13 protein-coding genes are annotated in these 13,901 nt (G+C 72.7%); 6 read left to right on the top strand and 7 right to left on the bottom strand.

Features of this window, described 5'->3' with window-relative positions; all coding sequences use genetic code 11:
* Positions 1 to 8 precede the first annotated feature (8 nt).
* The gene (locus IOD16_RS05165) at positions 9 to 2,372 is read left to right on the top strand and encodes an NB-ARC domain-containing protein (protein WP_201439117.1); all 2,364 of its coding nucleotides are present in this window, start codon (positions 9 to 11) and stop codon (positions 2,370 to 2,372) included.
* A gap of 258 nt (positions 2,373 to 2,630) precedes the next feature.
* Here the strand turns inward: IOD16_RS05165 and IOD16_RS05160 are convergent, their stop codons facing one another.
* Entirely contained in the window at positions 2,631 to 3,854 is a 1,224-nt protein-coding gene (locus tag IOD16_RS05160) for an MFS transporter (RefSeq protein ID WP_201439116.1), read from the bottom strand.
* 139 nt (positions 3,855 to 3,993) lie between these two features.
* On the opposite strand from IOD16_RS05160, the gene IOD16_RS05155 reads away from it, so the two are divergent.
* A complete protein-coding gene (locus IOD16_RS05155) occupies positions 3,994 to 4,908 on the top strand; it encodes an RNA polymerase sigma-70 factor (RefSeq protein ID WP_268957679.1) in 915 nt (304 codons plus the stop codon).
* A 7-nt stretch (positions 4,909 to 4,915) separates the two neighbouring features.
* On the opposite strand, the gene IOD16_RS05150 is transcribed toward IOD16_RS05155, so the two are convergent.
* Complete coding sequence (locus IOD16_RS05150; RefSeq protein ID WP_328809419.1) at positions 4,916 to 5,602, bottom strand: VOC family protein; 687 nt, start codon at positions 5,600 to 5,602, stop codon at positions 4,916 to 4,918.
* A gap of 47 nt (positions 5,603 to 5,649) precedes the next feature.
* Here IOD16_RS05150 and IOD16_RS05145 point away from each other — a divergent pair, with 47 nt between their 5' ends.
* Positions 5,650 to 7,224, top strand: a complete 1,575-nt coding sequence (locus IOD16_RS05145; RefSeq protein WP_201439114.1) for an alkaline phosphatase D family protein — start codon at positions 5,650 to 5,652, stop codon at positions 7,222 to 7,224.
* 96 nt (positions 7,225 to 7,320) lie between these two features.
* Here the strand turns inward: IOD16_RS05145 and IOD16_RS05140 are convergent, their stop codons facing one another.
* Complete coding sequence (locus tag IOD16_RS05140) at positions 7,321 to 8,085, bottom strand: maleylpyruvate isomerase N-terminal domain-containing protein (RefSeq protein ID WP_123743413.1); 765 nt, start codon at positions 8,083 to 8,085, stop codon at positions 7,321 to 7,323.
* The gene (locus IOD16_RS05135) at positions 8,082 to 8,495 is read right to left on the bottom strand and encodes an SAV_6107 family HEPN domain-containing protein (RefSeq protein ID WP_123743414.1); all 414 of its coding nucleotides are present in this window, start codon (positions 8,493 to 8,495) and stop codon (positions 8,082 to 8,084) included. The genes IOD16_RS05140 and IOD16_RS05135 overlap by 4 nt, the downstream gene beginning before the upstream one ends.
* A gap of 182 nt (positions 8,496 to 8,677) precedes the next feature.
* On the opposite strand from IOD16_RS05135, the gene IOD16_RS05130 reads away from it, so the two are divergent.
* Together IOD16_RS05130 and IOD16_RS05125 are read left to right on the top strand one after the other, a co-directional pair.
* Positions 8,678 to 9,178, top strand: coding sequence for a YbaK/EbsC family protein (locus IOD16_RS05130; protein ID WP_201439113.1), 501 nt, complete (start codon positions 8,678 to 8,680; stop codon positions 9,176 to 9,178).
* A complete protein-coding gene (locus IOD16_RS05125; protein ID WP_123743416.1) occupies positions 9,175 to 9,735 on the top strand; it encodes a GNAT family N-acetyltransferase in 561 nt (186 codons plus the stop codon). The genes IOD16_RS05130 and IOD16_RS05125 overlap by 4 nt, the downstream gene beginning before the upstream one ends.
* A 63-nt stretch (positions 9,736 to 9,798) precedes the next feature.
* On the opposite strand, the gene IOD16_RS05120 is transcribed toward IOD16_RS05125, so the two are convergent.
* Together IOD16_RS05120 and IOD16_RS05115 are read right to left on the bottom strand one after the other, a co-directional pair.
* A complete protein-coding gene (locus IOD16_RS05120) occupies positions 9,799 to 10,425 on the bottom strand; it encodes a hypothetical protein (RefSeq protein WP_201439112.1) in 627 nt (208 codons plus the stop codon).
* A gap of 83 nt (positions 10,426 to 10,508) precedes the next feature.
* A complete protein-coding gene (locus IOD16_RS05115; RefSeq protein WP_123743418.1) occupies positions 10,509 to 12,188 on the bottom strand; it encodes a DUF885 domain-containing protein in 1,680 nt (559 codons plus the stop codon).
* Between the two features lie 104 nt (positions 12,189 to 12,292).
* Here IOD16_RS05115 and IOD16_RS05110 point away from each other — a divergent pair, with 104 nt between their 5' ends.
* Positions 12,293 to 12,943 (top strand): DUF3153 domain-containing protein, encoded by a 651-nt coding sequence (locus IOD16_RS05110; RefSeq protein WP_201439111.1) that lies wholly within the window; start codon positions 12,293 to 12,295, stop codon positions 12,941 to 12,943.
* Between the two features lie 45 nt (positions 12,944 to 12,988).
* Here the strand turns inward: IOD16_RS05110 and IOD16_RS05105 are convergent, their stop codons facing one another.
* On the bottom strand, positions 12,989 to 13,876 hold the full coding sequence (locus IOD16_RS05105) for a methylenetetrahydrofolate reductase (protein ID WP_201439110.1): 888 nt from the start codon (positions 13,874 to 13,876) through the stop codon (positions 12,989 to 12,991).
* Between the last annotated feature and the right edge of the window lie 25 nt (positions 13,877 to 13,901).

The following is a 13,901-nucleotide window of genomic DNA, read 5'->3' as shown; positions in this document are numbered from 1 at the left end:
AATGGGCTGTGACGGAGGACGGCGGCTTCGCGGGTGATCGTGAAGCAGCCGCAGCCGGGGTGTGGCAGGGTTCGACCGTGCTCGGGCCGGGGTTGTCGGTGCAGGCCGGGCGGGACGCGACGGTCGTCCACCAGGCGGTTCCGGCACGGGTGGTGTGGCCGGTGCGGGTCGGGGTGCCGCACACGCTGGCGGGGCACTACCGGGAACGCCGGGCCCACGCGGAACTGGCGGACGCGTTGAACGCGGGATGCCCGGTCGTACTGGTCGGGGCCGGGAGGGGTGCCGGTGTGGTGGTGTCGGGGATGGGCGGGGTCGGCAAGACCCAGCTGGCCTCCGACCACGCCTGGTCGGTCTGGTCCGACGAGGAGTTGGACGTGGCGGTGTGGGTGTCGGCGCTGTCGCGCGACGCGATCGTCACCGCCTACGCCGAAGCCGCCGAGCGGGTGCTGGTCGAGCAGGACCCGCGGATCGCCGACCGGCCACCCGAGGAAGCGGCGGGCCGGTTCCGGGAGTGGCTGGCGGGCACGACGCGCCGTTGGCTGGTCGTGCTGGACGACGTGCAGGACCCCGCCGACCTTCGCGGTCTGGACCCGCCACCCGGTGTGGGTGGGCAGGTGGTGGTGACCAGCCGGAGGCGTGACGCGGCGTCCGGGCGCAGTCACCGGGTGATCGAGTTGGACGTGTTCACCCCCGACGAAGCCCTGGCCTATCTCGTCGAGGCGCTGGCCGGCACCGCCGACGGCGGCGACCGGGACCGGTTGGCGGGGTTGGCGGCGGAGTTGGGGTGGCTGCCGTTGGCGTTGAGCCAGGCCGCCGCCTACCTGGCCGACCAGCCGCTGCTCACCGTCGCCGACTACCGGGCGATGCTGGCCGACCGGCGCCGCACCCTGGCCGACCTCACCCCGCCCGAACACGCCCTGCCCGAACACCAGCTCACCATCGCCGCGACCTGGTCGGTCTCCATCGACCGCGCCGACCGCGCCGACCGCGCCGACCCGGCGCAGCCGCGCGGCGTGGGCCTGGCGCGGCCGCTGCTGGAGATCGCCGCCCTGCTCGATCCCAACGGCATCCCCCTCGCCGTGTTCACCGCACCGCCCATCCTTGACCACCTCACCGCCCGCGAGGTCCACCCTGAGGACGTCCACGACGCACTGACCCGACTTCACCGGTACAACCTGGCCACCCTCACCCCGGACCGCCCGGAACGGGCGGTGGCGGTGCACGCCCTGGTCCAACGCGCCGTCCGCGACACCCTTACCCCCGACCACCTCGACACTCTCGCCCACACGACCGCAGACGCCCTCCGCACCATCTGGTCCGAGATCGACACCGCCCACTCCGGCCTCGCCCAAGCACTCCGCGCCAACACCACCACACTCCACACCCGTACCATCCCCGCGCTGCTCACCCCAGCACTCCACGACGTACTAAAACGCGCGGCAAACTCACTGGACGAGAGCGGGCAAGTCCACGCCGCCCTCGCCTACTGGCAGACCCTCCACGACCACGCCGACTCGCAGGTCGGCCCCGACCATCCCACCACTCTGGGCATTCGCCGTCAGGTCGCCGTCGGGCTGGATGCGGCCGGTGGCCCTGCCGAGGTGGTCGCCGAACTCGAGGTGCTGCTGGCAGACGAGATGCGGGTCCACGGCCCCGACCACCCCGACACCCTGAGCACCCGCTACGACCTCGCCTTCTGGCGGGGTCTGGCCGGTGACGCGGCCGGCGCGGTCGCCGGTTTCGAGGCGCTGCTGGCGGATCGGCTGCGGGTGCTGGGCCCCGACCATCCCGGAAACGCGGCCACCCGCTACGAGTTCGCCTGGTGGCGGGGTGAGGCCGGTGGGCCGGCCGACGCGGTCGCCGAGTACGAGAAGCTGCTGGCAGACGAGATGCGGGTCCACGGCCCCGACAATCTCCACACCCTGGGCATCCGCTTCACCCTCGCCCAGTGGCGGGGTGAGGCCGGTGATCCGGCTGGCGCGGTCGCGGAGTTCGAGGCGCTGCTGGCAGACGAGCTACGGGTCCGTGGCCCCGACAATCCCCGCACCCTGAGCACTCGCCACAGCCTCGCCGTCTGGCGGGGTGAGGCCGGTGGGCCGGCCGGCGCGGTCGCGGAGTTCGAGGCGCTGCTGGCAGACGAGCTACGGGTCCGTGGCCCCGACAATCCCCACACCCGGGGCACTCGCCACAGCCTCGCCGTCTGGCGGGGTGAGGCCGGTGATCCGGCCGGCGCGGTCGCGGAGTTCGAGGCGCTGCTGGCCGACCGGCTGCGGGTCCTGGGACCCGACCACCCCGACATCCAGGCCGCCCGCGACGAGATCACCTTCTGGCGAGAAGCGGTGGAGCAGCAGGGTATGGACGCAGGTGAATGACACCTGCCAGCGCGCGCCACTGCTTGCCGACGACAGCGCGTTCCGGGCAACGGCGACCCGGACAACAGCGAGATCAACTGTCCGGGTGGGGCCCGCCCGATGTCCCGACCGCGACCCTCAGAGTTCTCACAAAAACTGAGCCGGGCCGCTGGCGGAGGACTCAGCGAAAATGAGAAACCACAGCTCTGGCCAAGATCCACTTATCGGAATGGTTGAGCCAGGACATCGGGTGTCCCGGAAGACGGTGCCGTTTCGTGTTCAGCGGACGGGGTCGGGCTCGGCCGGGAGTTGTCGGACGGAGCGCACGGCGAGCGCCGGCGGCACGCTCAGCACGGCGATCGCCGCACCGGCGAGGAGTACGGCGTCCGTGCCGATGAGTGTGGCCACCGGGCCGGCCAGGGCCATGCCCAGCGGCGCGGCGGCCAGGCCGACGACGGTGGAGAAGCCGGTGGCCCTGGCGACGAGGTCGGCGGGCACGTGGACCTGCCGCGCGGTCTCGATGAGCACGGCGTAGAGGCCGGCCTGCACCCCGGCGGGGACGGCCGCTGCGGCGAGGACCGGTACCGGCGCGCCCGCGGCGAGCAGGGCCGGCAGCGGGGCCAGGGCGACCGGGGCGGTGACGGCCACCAGCAGTGGGCGCCGTGGGCGCAGGCGCAGGGCCAGGGCGCTGCCCAGCAGCGCGCCGCCGGCGTAACCGTTGGCGATGAACCCCCAGGCCAGAGCGCCACCCAGCTCCTGATCGGCGAGGACGGGGGCGAGGACCAGGAACGGGGAGATGCAGGCCCCGTTGATGACGGCGACCTGGATCGTGGTGGCCTGCAACCAGGGGCGGGCGCGGAAGTCGCGCCACCCGTGCCGCGCGGCGTCGAGCAGCGCTGGTCGTGGCGGCACCGGCCGGTCCGGGACTTTCAGCGCGATGAGCGCGGCGGCGCTGACCGCGAACGTGGCCGCGTCCACGGCGAAGGACGCGCCCGCTCCGACCGTCTCCACCAGCACCGCGGACACCACCGGGGCGAGGAGCGTCGCGGCGTTCTGGGCGGCGTTGACCAGGGCGTTGGCCTGGCGGCGTCGTTCTCGGGGCACCACGTCGGCGACCAGGCCCGCCGCGGCGGGGGCGAAGAAGGCGTTCGCCGCGCCCGCCACCGCTTGCAACGCGGCCAGGTGCCACAGCGTCCCGACGCCGGTGATCAGCAGCGCGGCCGTCAGGCCCTGGGAGGCGCAGCGGACGATGTCGGCGGCGAGCATGACGGCCCGACGGGACACCAGGTCGCCCACCACGCCGCCGACGAGCGTGAACACCACCACCGGTAACCGGCCGACGAGCAGCACCAGTCCGACCTCGTTCAGCGACGCACCGAGCCGCAGCGAGCCGAACACCAGTGCCATGCCGATCAGGCCGTCACCGAAGTGGGAGGAGGTCCGGGCGATGAAGTACCAGCGGAACGTCGGGTCGCGCAGCAGCGCGGGCACGAGCCGGGGCATGGGGCCGCACGGTGCCGGCACCCACCGACGATCCGGGGAGCCGAGAGGCGGCCATGACGGCGTGACCCACGTCACGTGCCTGTCACAGATTCCGGAGGTGCGGTGTCTGGTGCCCGGCCCTGGGAACGAAGGAGACACCGTGGCGCGGACCGAGCACGTGGACGAGCACCTCGCCGACCTGGCGACGGGGGCTTTCGTGGCCCACCGCAACCTGCTCTTCACCGTCGCCTACGAGATGCTCGGCTCGGCCGCCGACGCCGAGGACGTCCTGCAGGAGGTCTGGTTGCGGTGGGCGCGGGTGGACTTGGCGCAGGTGCGCGACCAGCGCGCCTACCTGGTCCGGATCACCACCCGGCAGGCGCTCAACCGGCTGCGCGCGCTGCGCCGCCGCAAGGAGTCCTACGTCGGGTCGTGGCTGCCCGAGCCGATGCTCACCGCGCCGGACGTGGCCCTGGACGTCGAACTGGCCGAGAGCGTGTCGATGGCGCTGATGCTCGTCCTGGAGACGCTGTCGCCGACCGAGCGGGCCGTCTTCGTGCTGCGGGAGGCGTTCGGCGTCGGCTACGACGAGATCGCCGCGGCCGTCGACAAGACCCCGGCGGCCGTCCGCCAGATCGCGCACCGCGCCCGCCGGCACGTCGACGCCCGCCGTCCGCGCGAGGCGGTCTCGCCGGGTGAGGCGCGGGCGGCGTTGGAGTCGTTGCGGCGGGCGCTGGAGGACGGGGACGTGCCGGGTCTGCTGGCCGTGCTCGCGCCGGACGTCGTGCTGGTCAGCGACGGCGGCGGTGTCAAGCGGGCCGTGCCGCGGCCGGTCGTCGGGGCCGACAAGGTGGTCCGGATGGTCCTGGGCGGTCTGGGCCGGCTCGAGAGCGCGTTCACCGGCGAGGCCGTCGTGGTCAACGGCAACCCGGCGCTCGTCGTGCGCTTCGACGGCGAGGTCGACGGTGTCATGGCGATCCGGGTCGAGGATGCCCGCATCACCGGCCTGTACTACGTCCGCAACCCGGAGAAGCTGACCCGGGTCGGGGCCGAGACGCCGCTCGCCCGGCGTTGAGCGCTGGTCAGCGCGGTGTCAGGACGCAGAACTCGTTGCCCTCCGGGTCGGCCAGCACCGTCCAGGGCACGTCGATCTGCCCCACGTCCACCCGCACCGCGCCCCACGCCTCCAGCCGGGCCACCTCGGTCGGCAGGTCGCCGTCCGCGAACGGCGCGAGGTCGAGGTGCAGCCGGTTCTTCACCACCTTCGGCTCGGCGACTCGCACGAACTCCAGCGAAGGACCGGCTTCCTGCGCCAACGACGCGAAGCCGGCCGCCGAGCGCGTCACGGGCAGCCCGGTCGGACCGGCCCAGAACGCGGCCAGCGCCGGCGGGTCGGACGCGTCCACCACGACCGCCGCCACCGGGCCGGTGTGCGCGTACTCGTCGCGCTGCTCCAGCACGCAGAACTCGTTGCCCTCCGGGTCGGCCAGCACCACCCACGGCACGTCGCCCTGCCCGATGTCGACCGGTTTGGCGCCCAGCGCGACGGCCCGCGCCACGATCGCCGCCTGGTCCTCCGGCGATGTCGACGCCAGGTCCAGGTGCACCCGGTTCTTCACCTCCTTCACGTCCGGCGCGAGCCCGAACACCAGCTCCTGCCCGTCGCCGAGCGCCACGTCGACCTCGTCGTCGCCCTCGCCGGTGATCGGCAGGCCGAGCAGCGCCGACCAGAACCGGCCGAGCGCGGCGGGGTCGGTTGAGTCGACCACCACATCGCACCACCTCGTTGGCATGGTCCGAAGGTAACGTCTGCCCAATGGCTCAGCTGGTTCTCGGTCCGGTGCTGCGGCACGTCGACTCCACCTCGGCGACGGTGTGGGTCGAGACGGACGTGGCGTGCGAGGTCGCCGTGGCAGGGCATCACGCCGAGACGTTCCAGGTCGGCGAGCAGCACTTCGCCCTGGTGGTGGTGGAAGGGCTGGCGCCGGGCGCGACCACGCCCTACGACGTGCGGTTGGACGGCGAGGTGGTCTGGCCGCGGCCGGACTCGCCGTTCCCGGCGCCCCGCATCCGCACCACGCCGGTGCGGCGGCTGCTGTTCGGGTCGTGCCGCGCGGCGAAGGGGGAGGGCACGCCGGACAAGCTCGGGCCGGACGCCTTGGACGCGTACGCGCTGCGGATGGTGGACGAGTCGCCGGAGCAGTGGCCGGAGGCGCTGGTGCTGCTCGGCGACCAGGTCTACGCCGACGAGCCGACGCCGCGGATCAAGCAGTGGCTGGCCGAGCGCAGACCGGAGCCCGCGGGCGAGGTGGTGTCGTTCCGCGAGTACGCCGAGCTGTACCACGAGTCGTGGGCCGATCCCGAGATCCGCTGGCTGATGTCCGTGGTGCCCACGTCGATGATCTTCGACGACCACGACGTGCGCGACGACTGGAACACCTCGCGGCCGTGGCGCGAGCAGATGGCCGCCAAGCGCTGGTGGCCGGAGCGCATCCGGGCGGGCCTGGCGTCGTACTGGGTCTACCAGCACCTGGGCAACCTCAGCCCGGACGAGCTGGCGAACGACGAGCTGTACGCCAAGGTGCGGTCCACCGGCGGTGACGTGCAGGCGTTGCTGGAGGACTTCGGCGAGCAGGCGGACCGGGAGGTCGACGGCGGCAAGTCGACGCGGTGGAGCTACCGGCGCGACTTCGGCCGGGTGCGGCTGCTGGTGATCGACACGCGCAGCGGGCGCATCCTGGACGGGCCGCAGCGCCTGATGGTGGGTGACGCCGAGTTCGACTGGATCGAGGCCAACGCGGAGGGCGACTTCGACCACCTGCTCATCGGCTCGTCGCTGCCGTGGCTGATGCCGCACGGGTTGAGCCACTTCCAGTCGTTGAACGAGCGGATGGCCGGGCTGCCCGGGTGGCGCGGCCGGGTGGGCGAGAAGGTGCGGCAGGTCGCGGACCTGGAGCACTGGCCCGCGTTCCGGGCGTCGTTCGAGCGGCTGGCCCGGTTGCTGGAGCGGATCTCGCGGGGTGACGACGCGCCCGGCACGGTGTGCGTGCTGTCGGGGGACGTGCACCACAGCTACGCGGCACGGGCCGCGTTCGCCGGGTCGGTGGACGCGAAGGTGTACCAACTGGTGTGCTCGCCCGTGCACAACGACCCGCCGTGGGTGTTCCGGCCCGCGTTCCGGCTGTCGTGGTCGAAGCCGATCGCGCGGGTGCTGCGGCGGTGGGCGGACCGGCGGGGCATCTCGCCGGACCCGGTGTCGTGGCACAAGCTCAGCGGCCCGCACTTCGGCAACTCGGTCGGCGTGCTGGAGATCGACGGCCGCGCGATCCGCTTCCGGTTGGAGACGGCGACCGGCGAGGGCCTGTCGGAAGTGACCTCCCTGGCGCTGTGAAGCTCGTGCGCGGCAACGGTTTTCGGGGCGCGAGCGCCGCGGTGGGGGCGTGCCCGCCGCCGGACGGGAGGTCGGTGTCCGACGGCGGGCGCGCGTCTACTTGGTGGCCAGCCTCAGCAGGGCCCACAGCTGCGCGATCGCGTCGTGGTCGCCGGTGGTCGGCGGCAGGTCGCGGTCCGGGATGCGGCCCCACAGCCAGCGGTACACCTGCATGGGGGTGCCGGTCACCCCGCCGGCCGCCGACGAGGCCTCCCCGTCGGTGACGAGCCGGGCCACCGCCGGGTCCGGGCCGGTGGTGGCCAGCCACACCTTGTCGCCGGCGCGGATCGCCACCGTCCCCTCGCGCGTGCCGCGCACGCCGAGGATGTCCAGCCGGTGGCCCAGCCACAGCGTGAGGATCTCGTCCACGCCGTCCTCGGCCACGTCGTCGTCCACCGGGTCGATCGGCAGCCCGGCCGCGGCCTGCACGTCCATCCGGTGCACGGTCGACTCGTGCGCGAGCCGCCGCGCCCAGAAGTTGTGGTTGCGCTCGGCGGGCCACCACGTCTCGCACGGGTCGTCCGGCTCGTGCGGCCGCAGGGCCCGCACCAGCGGTCGCACGCCCGCGCGCACGTACTCCGGCAGCGGCTGCCCCGGCTCCGGGTCCTGTTGCCACACCAGGGGTTGGCTGCCTTCCCTCAGCCACGTCGACACCATCCGGTACGTGCTGCCCACGTGTCGCGCGGTCTCCCCGAGGTTGAGCCCGGGGCACGCGGGCACCTGGCGTTCCGGGCGCTGTCCCTCGGCCGACGCCGCCAGGCGCTCGGCTTCGGCCTCCACTACGTCGATCAGGCGGTCGTAGGCGACCAGTCCCCTGCTCACAGTCCGTCCTCGTACATGATCTCGTCGACCAACTCGGTGAACTGCGCCGCTTGGCGCACCAGGTCGTCGGCTGCGCGCTGGGTGACCTGCCTGGTCATGCCCGCCAGCACGGCCGCGCGCGTCGCCGAGGACTCGGCGAAGAACGCGGCCCACTCGCGCAGCTCCGGCGCGAGGGAGGGCAGCAGGACCCACACGCTGGTCGGCTTGGCCCGGCCCCGGTGGGGTCGGCCCCTGGCCGCCAGCACGGCCGCCGCGGCCCGCATCGCGGCCAGGTAGGCCGTGGCGAAGCGGGTGGGCGGCGAAGGGTCCCGTCCGGCCTCGGCCAGGCACTCGCGGGCCTGTCCGAGCAGGGTCACCGCCGACGCCGGCGGTAGCGGGAGGGGAATGCGGCGGGGGAAGGTCTGAGTCATCTCGCGGCCTCCTCGCGGCGTCGGGACAGCGACGACCGCCGCGGGGAGACGGCGGCACTTGGTGGTGGGGCGCTTCCCCCGCCCCACCACCAAGGCATTGCTCGAACAAATGTTCGAGCCAGACCAGACTATCCTGCCGGCCCGGAACTCCTCAAGCCGACCGCCCGTGGTCTTATGAACAGGTGAGCGCACTCGACCACCCCGGCATCCGCAAGGTGGCCGCCGCACTGTCCGAGGCGGGCCACCACGAAGCGGCGAACGGGATCCGCGTGTTGGCCGACGCCGTCCGCACCGCCGCCGCCGCGGCCGAGGCGGTGGGCGTGCCGGTCGGCGCGATCGCCAACAGCCTGATCTTCGCCGCCGTCCGCGACGGCGTGGCCTCGCCGCTGCTCGTGCTCACCTCCGGCGCGCACCGCGCCGACACCGCGAAACTCGCCGTGCTGGCGGGCGCGGACGCCATCGAGCGGGCCACGCCGGCGTTCGTGCGCGAGCACACCGGCCAGGTGATCGGCGGCGTCTCCCCGGTGGGGCACCCGGCGCCGATCACGACGTTCGTGGACGTCGCGCTGGAGCAGTACGAGGTGGTGTGGGCAGCGGCCGGGCACCCGCACGCGGTGTACCCGACGACCTACGCGGGCCTGCTCGACCTGACCGGTGGCTCCTCCGCCGAGGTCGCCCGGTGACCGCCGCGCCGTCCCAGCGGGTCGTCGCGCTGTCCAGCCGCGAGCTGAACTCCCGGCTGGACGAGGCCCTCGCGCTCTACGTCAGCGCCATGGAATATCCGCCCGGCACGGCCGAGCAGCGCGCGCCCATGTGGTTGGCGCACATGCTGCGCGACGGGTGGCGGTGCGTGGTGGCGTTGGGCGAGCGGGACGAGCTGATCGGGATCGGGTACGGCTACCGGGGCTCGGTCGGCCAGTGGTGGCACGAGCAGGTGCGGCACGGGCTGACGCTGGTGTCCGGGCCGCGCGCGGTCGAGGAGTGGATGCACGACTACTTCGAGCTGACCGAGCTGCACGTGCTGCCGCGGGCGCAGGGCCGCGGCGTCGGCGAGCAGCTGCTGCGCAACCTGATGGAGGGCGTGCCCAGCTCCCGCGTGCTGCTGTCCACGCCGGAGGGGCCGAGCAAGGCGTGGCGGCTGTACCGGCGCATGGGTTTCGTGGACGTGCTGCGGCACTACCAGTTCACCGGGGACCCGCGCCCGTTCGCGGTCCTCGGGCGGGTGCTGCCGATCGACTGAGGCGGTCCGACCGACCGGAGCCCGATCGGTCGAAGTCCTATCGGGCGAGGTCGGTGGTGATCGCTAGAAGGGCGAGACGAAGCCCGACGCCTGGAGGTACTTGCCGGCGTTCAGGCCTTCGATCTTGCGCAGCTTCGAGTAGACGACCCGCTCGTCGAAGTTGCCCTCGATGGTGCGGACGTGCGTGGCCTTGCGGCCCGTCCGGTCGTACCTGACCTCCACCACGAGGCCGACGTGGGCGTGCATGTCCGGGTAGTTGCCGTAGACGACGGCGTCGCCGGGCGCCACGTCGCGCTCGGAGATGTCCTTCCACCGGCCGTTGGCCTTGCCCCACTTCTGCCAGTAGGTCGCCCAGTGGCCCTGGTCGAGGACGGACGCGCCGGGAGCGGGGCGCATCGCCGGCTTGTCCTGCACGCCGGCGGTGGTCCAGGCCCAGTTGACGAAGACGCCGCACCACTCGGCCGGCCGCAGCACGCCCTGGCCCGCCACCTGGTACTGCGGCGGGTAGTAGTTGCCGTTGCCCTCGCGCTGGCCGACCTGGTGCAGGGCGTTGTCGACGATCTGCTGCCGGATGCGCCACTCGGCCTGGTCGCCGAGCGGTTGGGCCTGGCCGACCGCGGGCGACCCGGCGACCAGCAACGCGCCGGCCAGCACCACGCCGAGTGCGGCACGCCTCGCACGTCCGGTCATCACATCCCCCTACGGTCGTTCGCCAGCACATCAAACACCGGATCCGGTGACCTCGGCGTGAAACCGAGGTCACCGGGTCGGGGTCAGAGCTCCGTGAGCCGCTCACGAAGAGTGTCCAACCCCATGGCCCCCATCTCCAAGGCCTGGCGGTGGAACGTCTTGAGGTCGAACGCGGCGCCGTGCCGGGCGCGGGCATCGTCGCGGGCCGCCAGCCACAGCCGCTCGCCCAGCTTGTACGACGGCGCCTGACCGGGCCAGCCCAGGTAGCGGTCGATCTCGTCGCGCACGTGCGCCGGGTCGGTGATGGTGCGGGTGAGCATGAACTCCAGGCCCAGGTCCGGGGTCCACCGCTCGCCCTCGTGGAAACCGGTGCCCTTGGGGATCTCCAGCTCCAGGTGCATGCCGATGTCGATGATCACGCGGGCCGCGCGGAACAGGTGCGCGTCGAGCATGCCGAGCAGGTCGCCGTCGTCCTCCAGGTAGCCGAGCTCGCGCATCAGCCGCTCCGCGTACAGCGCCCAGCCCTCGCCGTGGCCGGAGACCCAGCACAGGAGGCGCTGGAACTCGTTGAGCGTCTCCGCCTGGTAGACGGCCGTGGCGACCTGGAGGTGGTGGCCCGGCACGCCCTCGTGGTAGACGGTCGAGACCTCGCGCCAGGTGGAGAACTCCTCCTTGTCGTCCGGCACGGACCACCACATGCGGCCGGGGCGGGAGAAGTCCGGCGTGGGGCCGTTGTAGTACGCGCCGACACCACCGCCGGGCGGCGCGATGCGGCACTCCAGCTTCATCAGCTCGTCCGGCAGGTCGAAGTGCACGCCGCGCACGTCCAGCAGCGCCCGGTCCGACAGCTCCTGCATCCACGACCGCAGGCCGTCCTTGCCGCGCACCAGGTAGCGCGGGTTCGCGTCCAGCGCGGCGGCGGCCTCGGCGAGGGAAGCGCCCGGCTTGATCCGGTCCGCGACCTGCTTCATCTCGGTCTCGAGGCGGGTGAACTCGCCCCAGCCCCACTCGTAGGCCTCGGCCAGGTCGAGGCGGGAGCCGGTGAAGTAGCGGGACTGGAGCCGGTAGACGTCCTCGCCGACCGCGTCCTTCCTCGGCGCCTTGGGCGCGAGGTCGTCGCGCAGGAACGCGGCCAGGTCGCCGTAGGACTCCGCGGCGGCCTTCGCGCCCGCCTCCAGCTCGGTGCGCAACGCGCCGTCCGCGGGGGCATCGGCGATCAGGGTGGCGAAGAACGACCTGCCGCCGGTCCTACCCGCCCAGGTGTCGCACTGCTCGGCGACCTTGCTTACCTGCCGCAACGCCGAGACGTGGCCCCGGTCGGCGGCGTGGGCGAGACCCGCGCGCAGGTTCGCCACGGCGTCCGGCACGGCGGTGAGCCGCTTGGCGATCACCGCCCAGTCGTCGGCCGTGTCGGTGGGCATCTGGTCGAACACCTCGCGCAGCGACTGCACGGGGCTCGCGATGACGTTGAGCTGGCCTTCCATCTGACCGGCCTCGTGCAGCTCGACCTCGAGGCCGATGCGCTCCAGGAACACGGCCTTGGCGTCGGCCTCCGACTTGTCCGCGGGCTCGGCGGCGGTGATCGCCGCGAGCGCCTTGCGCGCCAGCTCCTCGCGGGCCGCGTGCCCCTCCGGCGAGTAGTCGGTGAGCCGGTCGTCGTGGCCGGGCTTGCCGATGAACGTCGCGGTCAACGGGTCCGCGGCCGCGTAGTCGGCCACGAACTGGTTGCTGATGCCGTGCACGCCGGCGGAGGAGGTTGACATGCGCGGCACGTTACCTGCGGGCCCTGTCCCCCCAACAGGTAATTAGCCACGCTCACGATCGTGTCATGCGGTCAACTTTTGACCGTGGCCGGCAGGATGGCCGGGTGCCCAGGGCCTCCGCGCTGCTCATGCCGGTCTTCCTCCTCGCGCTGTTCTCGCTGACGGGGTGCGTCCGGCTGCACGCCGCCATGGCGTTGTCCACCGACGACCACGTGTCCGGCGAGATCACCGCCGCCACCCCGCCGACGAAGGACAACGACCCAGGTCCACAGCTGAAAGTGCCCAACGAACTCGCCGGACGGGTCACCACCAAGCCGTACAAGGTGGACGACTACGTCGGCACGCAACTGTCGTTCAGCGGGTTGACGTTCGACGAGGTGCGAGCCCTGTCAGCGGCGACCAGCGCGTCGTCCAGCCGCTACCAGCTGACGTTCCGGCGCTCCGGCGACCTCGTGACGTTGTCCGGATCGGTCGACCTGACGCAGGTGCCGCCCGAACGCGCCGACATCCAAGTGAAAATCAGCTTTCCGGGTGAGATCGTCGACACGAACGGGCGAGAAGAAGACAACGCGACCATCGCGTGGACCCCGAAACCCGGCCAAGCCTCGATGTTGAGCGCGACAGTCCGCTACGCGGGCGCGAACTCGGTGTCCTACTTCGGCTGGACGATGCTGGTGGCCGGCTTGACCGGCGGCGCGGCGCTCATCGTGCTGGTCCTGGCCATCGTCGCCCACCGCCGCCACCAAGTGGCTTGACCCAGCCCCGCGACCGCGCCGCCGTCCGCGCAGCGGCGGCAAACCCTATACGGCGCGGGCCGGGACCAGGCCCAGGCGGCCGACGATCTCCCTCGTCGCCTTCGACCGGTTGAAGGTGTAGAAGTGCAGGCACGGCACGCCTTCGGCGAGCAGCCGCTCCCCCACCTCCGTCACCAGGTCGATGCCCGCCGCGCGGAAACCCGCCGGGTCGTCGGCGTAGGGGTCGAGGCGGCGCGCCACGGAGTCCGGCACCGACGAACCCGACAGCTCCACCGTCTTCGCCAGCGTCCGCGGCGTCGTCAGCGGCATCACGCCGGGGATCAGCACGGTGTCGCAGCCGCGTGCGGCGACCCGGTCGCGCAGGCGCAGGAAGTCCTCCGGCTCGAAGAACAGCTGCGCGATGGCGAAGTCGGCGCCGGCGCGCAGCTTGCGCACCAGGTACTCGGTGTCGGAGTCCAGGTCCGTCGACCGGGGGTGGCCGTACGGCGACGCGGCCACGCCGACGCAGAAGTCGCCCAGCTCACGGCACAGCCGGACGAGTTCCTCGGCGTAGGTCAGGCCCTCCGGGTGCGCGAGCCACTCGCCGTTCGGGTCGCCCGGCGGGTCGCCGCGCACGGCCAGGATGTTGCGCACGCCCACCGCCGCGTACCAGCCGATCACGTTGCGCAGCTCGGCCACCGAGTGGTCGACCAGGGTGAGGTGGGCCATCGGCAGCAGGGTCGTCTCCTGCGCCACCCGACCGGTGGTGCGGATGGTCCGGTCGCGCGCCGACCCGCCCGCGCCGTAGGTGATGGACACGAACGCCGGGTCGAAGGCCTCCAGCTCGCGGATCGCGCGCCAGAGGATGATCTCCTCGGCCTCGTCGCGCGGGGGGAAGAACTCGACGGAGAACACGGGGGACCCCCCGTGCAGGCGTTCGACCACCGACGTCATGCCCGACAGCCTAGAGGTTCGTCCG

Source organism: Saccharothrix sp. 6-C (assembly GCF_016695385.1).
GTDB lineage: Bacteria > Actinomycetota > Actinomycetes > Mycobacteriales > Pseudonocardiaceae > Actinosynnema > Actinosynnema texasense.
Note: the sequence above shows the minus strand (reverse complement) of the source record. Positions and strands in the feature narration are given on the sequence as shown.

Excerpts from the sequence above, each read along its gene's own strand:
- IOD16_RS05120 (WP_201439112.1), bottom strand. The coding sequence starts at position 10,425 with ATGACCGGACGTGCGAGGCGTGCCGCACTCGGCGTGGTGCTGGCCGGC.
- IOD16_RS05115 (WP_123743418.1), bottom strand. The coding sequence starts at position 12,188 with ATGTCAACCTCCTCCGCCGGCGTGCACGGCATCAGCAACCAGTTCGTG.
- IOD16_RS05135 (WP_123743414.1), bottom strand. The coding sequence starts at position 8,495 with ATGACTCAGACCTTCCCCCGCCGCATTCCCCTCCCGCTACCGCCGGCG.
- IOD16_RS05160 (WP_201439116.1), bottom strand. The coding sequence starts at position 3,854 with ATGCCCCGGCTCGTGCCCGCGCTGCTGCGCGACCCGACGTTCCGCTGG.
- IOD16_RS05105 (WP_201439110.1), bottom strand. The coding sequence starts at position 13,876 with ATGACGTCGGTGGTCGAACGCCTGCACGGGGGGTCCCCCGTGTTCTCC.
- IOD16_RS05145 (WP_201439114.1), top strand. The coding sequence starts at position 5,650 with ATGGCTCAGCTGGTTCTCGGTCCGGTGCTGCGGCACGTCGACTCCACC.